Genomic DNA, 6,972 nt, shown 5'->3' with positions numbered 1-6,972 from the left:
TGGAAAAGCCCCGTCGCATTCGAAAGAAAAGTGGCTTAAACGAGCACTTGGGGCGGCACGAAAGCGCGACAGGTCCAGTTCCTGAAAATGCTCAATGCCCGAGTTCGTCCAATAGCGTCCACGAAGCCGATTAGAACTTTGTTTTCTAGGGCACCAGTAGTCGTCATGTTGGTCGCCTGTCGGAGTCCGAGGTAGACATAAAAGTCTTCATCTTCGCCTCGAGTAAACTTGAAACGATCGGTGGGTAGGTGAGCAACTGCTATCGCGCGATCAGGAAATTGAAGAGAATGGATGCTGATCTTCTTACCGTTCTTCAAGACTGCTAGGTCTCGATCTTGGCGCTCGACGCTCCAGTAGCTGTTGTCCAGCCAATACTCTACTCGTGCTTGGGGCTCACCTGATTCACGAGAAGCCTTTTTTCGAGCCTTCTCAAGCAACGAGCGATCATGGAAAAGTGAGTGTTCCTGAACTTTGAACGGTCTGGTCTTCTCATCATCCGGCTTTGGCGCATCTGTAAGTTCTCGCCTAAGGCCTTCGATATTTACGAGTTCTTCTACAAGAGCAGCAAGGACCCGACTCTTGTTAGAGCCGTTAGGACCTATTAGTACCGAAGCTTTCGGACCCGGCTCAAAGTCTTCTTGATCGAACAGTGGAAGCGTGAATTCTGGTGTTGTGAACGAAACAAGATGAAATCCGCTTCTTTTGGGATTAGCCATTTATTCAATGCCTTTATGCTCTGCGCCGGGATAGTTGGTAATCTACCCCTGTCATTCGAAACCGCCATTTCAGCATCTCATGGCTTACAAGATGCTCGTCAGCAGCAGCGCTATCACTGAGCTTCCTCCTACGAATAGACATGAGCGCCGGTCTTGGAAGTAGCAATGCTCCAGCCAACCAATCGGCTTCGTTTTCTTGGAGCTGGTCAAAATTCCCAGGAACGAGAGACCCATCTTCTAGCAGGCATGCTTCAGCCAATTCATGACCCAAAATGATGTGAGCTAGTTCATGCATTATGACATTGTTCCGACGTCCAGCGGAAGCCACAGGTTTATGCAATACAAGGTGATTTGGGCCAAGGCGCATGGTGAGTGCCGACCAAGACTGATCAGTGCTGTCATTTAGTACGCTTAGTATTTCAGGCCTCAAACCGAATACGTCAGTCGTGGTCCAAATCGTCACCCTTAGTTCTTGGGCAAGCCGATCCGCAGATAATGCTTCATGGTCAGCCAAACCAAACCGCTTTCGGAACTCAACCGAACGCCGTTCGCACTGTGATTTGAAACCATGTCTAAATTTCACTAGTGACCTCTGGCTTCGACATCTTCTTCGAACTGTCGTGCTGCCTGGGTAATCAGTTCCGCCAATGCTTGTGCTGTGGCCTGAGGTACGGCCTTCCTATTTTTGAAAGCTATTTGTAGATCGCCGATGCCCGTAAACTTTGCGGATTCTTCCCCGAGCCACTCGCTCAACTTATCTAACGTCCCCACATCAGGTACGTGACCTTTTTCGATTCGTGTAAGTGTTGTTGGGCTGATTCCGATCTCTTTTGCAGCCGCTCTGACGCCCATGTTCCCTCTTCGCCTCAAGACTAGTGGCGCTAAATCTTTGATATTCATGCGTTCTCCCAGATTGTGGGTCACAGGCTGATATTAGTGTTTCTTTAACTGTGACGCTTAGCTATACCAGTTGATGAACCACTTGAATCAGACAACAGGGCGCAGGTCAATTGTGCCGTAGCGACGCGATGAGGCACATTATGAGCAACCCGTTTGGAAAAGCGACTACACCTTGGGGCAATACTGGAGAGCGACTGCTGGCAGCAGCCGCTGTCAAAATCGAATTACCGCCAAGCCATCATGCACTGTTAGCAGAGCGCAAATCAGCCATCGAAAAGCACCTGGAACGGGACGATAGCCCATTAAAGGGGCTCATTCGTCTGTTCTATCAACAAGGATCAGTCGCTATCGGCGCAACCATTCGTGCCAAGTTCCGCTTCGAGGGTTTCGATATCGATATCATCGTAGAGTTGATGGTCAGTGGTATGACGCCCTGTGAGATATTGGACATGCTCTACGTGGCGGTTCGCGGTGAAAAGGGGTCGCGCTATTATGATATGACCACTCGTCAGTCCCGCTGCGTTACGATCACATACGCTGACGATATGCATATCGATCTTTCACCATCGGTTTTGCTCGATGAGTATGACCCCCGGCAAAGCCATATCTTCCATTCGAAGTTGGAGGAACCGCGTAGCAACGACAAAACGGTACTCACCAACAGCTTCGCGTTTGTGAACGACTACAACACCCGCTGCCCAGTCGACGAAGACTTTCAGCGAGAGTACTCAAAATTGGTCACAGCCTCGGATCGTGGTTGGGACCGCGTCTTGGCAGACGCAGATACGGTGCCGGTCCCCGCCCATTCTACGGAAGTCGGGGGCAAATCAGCAGTAACTGTCGCCCTCCAGTTGCTTAAGCGAAATAGAAATATCCGTTGGTCTACACGTGACCGGCGTATGCCTGCTTCAGTAATGTATAGCTGCCTGAGTTTGGAGGTCGCTGCCCCTGGGCGAACAATTGGGGAAAACCTGCGGGTTATTGCAACCTATATGCTGGATCGCCTTCAAGCGGCGAAGCGGCAGGGGGCTCTAATTCATGTCGAAAACCCATGTTGCCCTGGTGACATTTTCACAGATCGCTGGCCGGAAAACCAATCTGCACAGGACCTATTGATCACGGACTTGCGGCTCTTTCTCCAGCAACTCGAACTGCTCCTGAGTAGTGAATTTGCTTTGTCTAAGAAGGCCCAAGTGTTGAAAGAAATGTTCGGCGAGAATGTCGGCCAGTCAGTCGTTGATGATCTTGGCGACGACTTGGGTGGCATGATCCAAAGCGGTCTTCACAAGTTTGGCCCGACGGGTGCCGTACTTGCAGCACCTGCGGCAGCGAATGCGAAGCCATCAATCCCGCCTTCTACCTTTTATGGCACACGTTGGTCCAAGCCATGAAGACGCTACAAGAACAAGTTAGAACCATGCGACGCGATTGGCCTCAGTTCCAGCCTACGCTCGGTCTTGGACCTGCTTCAGTAGTGTGGTTCGGTAACCTAACTGGCCTGGATCGCCCCTTTCATGTCAGCGTTGAATACGGTTTGCCCCTTCGCGGACGGCGAGACCTATGCAGATTAATGCCGGTTGTTCGCGTGCTGCGGCCTTCGTTGGTGCCAAATTTTGAGGCTCCTGATGAAGCACCTCTACCTCATATGTATTTTGAAGGCCCAGACATTCGGTTGTCGCCACTTTGCCTGTTCGACCCAAAGGCCAAACAATGGTCTGGATCAATGTTGATCAGCAGAACGACCATCGGCTGGGCCGCTCGTTGGTTGGCGTCATATGAGTATTGGGAGGCAACCGGTAGGTGGGTTGGTGGCGGGCGTCATGATGGCCCAGATGAAACAAAGGAGGCAGAGTATGCCGCGTGATGAAATGTATGACCACACGGTTCCACGCCGTTCAGATGGAACACGACAAACCTTAAGGCCGGTTCAACCATGGCCCGAAGGCAAACCATTTCGGCTGCTCAGCATTGATGGTGGAGGGATACTGGGACTGTTGCCTTGCTTGGTGCTGGCCGAGCTTGAAAGTCGGTTTTTGGATGGCGAAGCAATCGGAAATCACTTTGATATGATAACAGGTACAAGCACCGGTGGAATTATCGCCATGGGTCTTGCACAAGGAAAATCTGCTCGTGAAGTTTCTAAGATTTATTTGGAGCGAGGAGAGCTCATCTTTCCTGGCAACCGGCTTCAGAAATGGATCAAGAAGCACCTTCAATATCTGATGCATACCTACAATCGGGACAATCTGGAAAATGAACTTCGTCGTGAGTTTGGAGATGCGTTGTTCGGCTCAAGCCAGACCCCGCTGTGCATACCATCATTTGAGGGTCGTTACGGTGAGCCATATGTTTTCAAAACTCCACATCACCCCGATTATCAAAAGGACCAGCACAAGCCGCTGGTTACGGTCGGTCTGGCTACCGCAGCAGCGCCTAGCAATTTCGCTTCTCTAAAAGAGGGAGGATATACCTTTGTGGATGGTGGCATCTGGGCGAATAATCCGACGATGGTCGGGTTGGTGGACGCATTGACCTGTTTCGATATTGATCGGCGACAAGTTCGTATCCTGAGTCTTGGTTGTGGCCAAGATATGCACAAGATGACTTGGTGGCAGCGGGTTGGCGGGCTTTGGCATTGGCGTAGCCATTTCGCATCTTCCGTGATGCGCGCCCAGTCCCATAATGCGATTGGCCAAGCTGGATTGATGGTTGGTCGTGATAACATGGTTAGGCTGGATGCTCCCGAAGTAGGGCAACGCATCGCGATGGATGATGTTGGTCGAGCAGTAGTTGAAATGCCACCGATTGCCAGATCATTGGCTGAAGCAAGCGGACATCGAATAGCCGAGTTGTTTCTGAGGCCAAGTCATGCTGAGCTACAGAATTGATCAAGAGATTTCATGTCATCGTTTGTTTCCAGCGACCCCTGCTGTTCTGCATACATCAACCGTAAAAAGTATCATGTCTTGACACATGTATCAAATATTGATACATATCAAATATGATCCAAAGCACCAAGGGCAAACTCGCCAGCAATGCCGTTAAAGGCAAGTACGGCAAAGGCTTCCCCGGTGACTTGGTGAGGCGCACGCGGGCGATGCTCACGGCGCTGAATGCTGCGGTTGTTGTGGAAGATTTACGGTTTCCGCCCGGCAACCACTTGGAAGAACTGAAAGGTGATCGGGCTGGACAACACTCCGTGCGGATCAATGGGCAATGGCGCATCTGCTTTGTCTGGACGCCAAACGGCCCTGCCGATGTCGAGATTGTCGATTACCATTGAGAGGATATGCTGATGAGCCTGCTTGAAGAACCAATGCACCCTGGTGAAGTCCTGAAAGAGCTTTACCTCGATCCGCTCGACATGGGGGCCATCGCGTTTGCGCGGCGTCTGGGTGTGCCTCGGACGCGGATCGAGCGGTTGATCAAGGGCACAACTGGGATCACTCCTGACACGGCTCTGCGCCTCGCCCGCGTGTTCAATACGACCCCGGCCTACTGGGTGAACCTGCAGACGAATTACGACATGGCGCTGGCCACGAAGGAAATTGATGTGTCCGACATTGAACCACTCATTGCCGCATAGCCAAAGACATTGCTGCAAGAGTGGCCAGTCTGGAAAATGGTTCAAGCCCCGCAGACGGATATTGCCAAGCCTCCGAAGCTGCTGGCCACTGTCTTGGGAAATGCATCTCTAGCTCTGAGATTCCCGCTTTGAGTGCCGCACTGGTGGCACCGTCAAAGGATCGCTCATCCCAGACTCCGTGGTATGTTGCCTATCAAACCACTGCATGCACTGCCAAATATTGGCAGTTCCCAAATCGACGTGCTCATCCTGATGACGATGACGGATGCCACCTTCAATAAAGACAATGTTAGCAAATTCTGGCGTCACCCGAACTATTTGATGTAACCATCCCATGAAGTCCTGAAGGTGTGCCCATTCTTCTAATTCGGGCATGTCACACAAGGCTTTCTCAACCGAATTGGTCGCAAGCGTCGCCCATGACAACATTCCCGGCACTCCCATTTTCACTGGCCCTGAAATCACTCTATTCCCAATGAAAACCAAACTTGGACGGTCAACCAGAGTAGCATATCTTTCGACATGATCTGCGCCAACCCAAGCATTGTAAGAGCTGTTACCTGAAAGTTCTAAGCCATACTGGCAGCCGCTGGCGATCTGTTCAGGAAGAAAACCCCTAAACAATCTAAGGCTGTCAATTCGTTGTTGGCCAGAGGCCGCATTGCAAACCACATCCAACGGCAAGCAAAGAGATCGATTCCGTGAATTGAGAGGTTTAGTCCACCAATGAGGTTCCGCAGACGCCAAGCTTTCTCCACCGTAGAACCGCACCAATCGCTTGTTTTCCGTCTGACGTGCCGCATCAACAACATCCTGCGCCATCTCACGCGCCGATGTCTCAATACTCGTCATCCTAGCTCTTCTCAGAGAATTCCATTCACCACGATCGATAGCTGTTGGTTCAGTCGTCCCACGCATAATCGCACCCGAAAGAACTCTTTCACCGAGCGTATCACCATCACGGCCACTAAAAACATTGTGCGCCAGTTTTCGACGCTGCTTAAGGATGTGTTTGAGTTTAGTCATCACTGACCTCATCCTCGCCGATCTGCTTATCGTAGAGGTCCGCAACAGCGTTCAACGAAGTTCGTATGACATGGTCTAGGTTTTCTTTCACCACGATTTTGCACAGATTTGCTCTGACGGTTGTCACTTCAACCAAGTCAAAGACCTCCATCGCAGACAAATAGCGCGTCAGCTGTGTGGCGACGCGCTTTACCTCTGAGGCCGATGTCATACCAAGGTCATCGCAGATACGATTGCAAAGAGAATTCTTGTTCATGCTCATGCACTGTTCTTCAAAACCGCGTCCATGGCCCGCAAGTTCTAAGCCTTCGTCCGACAAGAATGACGACTCCTTCAAAAGGATCATCATGGTGTCTTGCGCCAATGGCTGGGCTAGCTTTTCCTGTGCCGCTCCTCGGCTGCTAAAGTGACCCCTATTGATACCCGCGTCGAGCGCAATAAGCCCGCGCTCCGTCAGCTCAAATCTCGACAACGCATCATCAAAGGTAGTTCTGTAAATGCGCTGGGAACTATGGAAAAGATCGTGGGTTCCAACGAGGGAAGCATCTTCCACAGCTTTTGGAGAAGCCACCCAATCACTGGGCTCCAACTCCGACACTACGAATTGTCCTTCTGGAATCTTTGTCTCGCGCACTCTGTTCCCCAGATAATACAACATCAATTTGCGCATAAACGCAGCCCCGTCCACCCCACAATCTGTGGGATCACACTGTCGTATCAGTTGGTCGCTACCGCTGCTTCAGA

The 6,972-nt window shown here is 51.2% G+C and carries 9 protein-coding genes; 4 read left to right on the top strand and 5 right to left on the bottom strand.

The genetic code is table 11. The annotated features are described in order from the left end of the window. Window positions 1-35: 35 nt before the first annotated feature. From Q1A89_RS13760 to Q1A89_RS13755, 3 genes are all read right to left on the bottom strand, one after another. Window positions 36-716, bottom strand: a complete 681-nt coding sequence (locus Q1A89_RS13760) for a hypothetical protein (RefSeq protein WP_299729089.1) — start codon at window positions 714-716, stop codon at window positions 36-38. Between the two features lie 13 nt (window positions 717-729). Next, on the bottom strand, window positions 730-1,083 hold the full coding sequence (locus tag Q1A89_RS23500) for an ImmA/IrrE family metallo-endopeptidase (RefSeq protein WP_366524492.1): 354 nt from the start codon (window positions 1,081-1,083) through the stop codon (window positions 730-732). A 215-nt stretch (window positions 1,084-1,298) separates the two neighbouring features. Continuing rightward, window positions 1,299-1,616 carry a helix-turn-helix transcriptional regulator gene (locus Q1A89_RS13755; protein WP_299729086.1) on the bottom strand — a complete coding sequence of 106 codons (318 nt, stop codon included), beginning with the start codon at window positions 1,614-1,616 and terminating at the stop codon, window positions 1,299-1,301. A gap of 140 nt (window positions 1,617-1,756) precedes the next feature. On the opposite strand from Q1A89_RS13755, the gene Q1A89_RS13750 reads away from it, so the two are divergent. From Q1A89_RS13750 to Q1A89_RS13735, 4 genes are all read left to right on the top strand, one after another. After that, window positions 1,757-3,007, top strand: a complete 1,251-nt coding sequence (locus tag Q1A89_RS13750) for a hypothetical protein (protein WP_299729083.1) — start codon at window positions 1,757-1,759, stop codon at window positions 3,005-3,007. A 462-nt stretch (window positions 3,008-3,469) separates the two neighbouring features. After that, a complete protein-coding gene (locus tag Q1A89_RS13745; RefSeq protein ID WP_299729080.1) occupies window positions 3,470-4,504 on the top strand; it encodes a CBASS cGAMP-activated phospholipase in 1,035 nt (344 codons plus the stop codon). 113 nt (window positions 4,505-4,617) lie between these two features. Continuing rightward, window positions 4,618-4,899 carry a type II toxin-antitoxin system RelE/ParE family toxin gene (locus Q1A89_RS13740; protein ID WP_299729077.1) on the top strand — a complete coding sequence of 94 codons (282 nt, stop codon included), beginning with the start codon at window positions 4,618-4,620 and terminating at the stop codon, window positions 4,897-4,899. Between the two features lie 12 nt (window positions 4,900-4,911). Beyond that, the gene (locus Q1A89_RS13735) at window positions 4,912-5,202 is read left to right on the top strand and encodes a HigA family addiction module antitoxin (protein ID WP_299729074.1); all 291 of its coding nucleotides are present in this window, start codon (window positions 4,912-4,914) and stop codon (window positions 5,200-5,202) included. A gap of 108 nt (window positions 5,203-5,310) precedes the next feature. Here Q1A89_RS13735 and Q1A89_RS13730 read toward each other — a convergent pair whose 3' ends face one another. Both Q1A89_RS13730 and Q1A89_RS13725 read right to left on the bottom strand, forming a co-directional pair. Next, entirely contained in the window at window positions 5,311-6,228 is a 918-nt protein-coding gene (locus tag Q1A89_RS13730) for a hypothetical protein (RefSeq protein ID WP_299729071.1), read from the bottom strand. Further along, on the bottom strand, window positions 6,221-6,898 hold the full coding sequence (locus Q1A89_RS13725; protein ID WP_299729068.1) for a hypothetical protein: 678 nt from the start codon (window positions 6,896-6,898) through the stop codon (window positions 6,221-6,223). Before Q1A89_RS13725 ends, Q1A89_RS13730 begins: the two co-directional genes overlap by 8 nt. Window positions 6,899-6,972: the final 74 nt, after the last annotated feature.

It is taken from the genome of uncultured Tateyamaria sp. (assembly GCF_947503045.1).
Taxonomy (GTDB): Bacteria; Pseudomonadota; Alphaproteobacteria; order Rhodobacterales; family Rhodobacteraceae; genus Tateyamaria.
The sequence above is the reverse complement of the archived record's forward strand: the minus strand, read 5'-3'. Positions and strand labels throughout refer to the sequence as shown.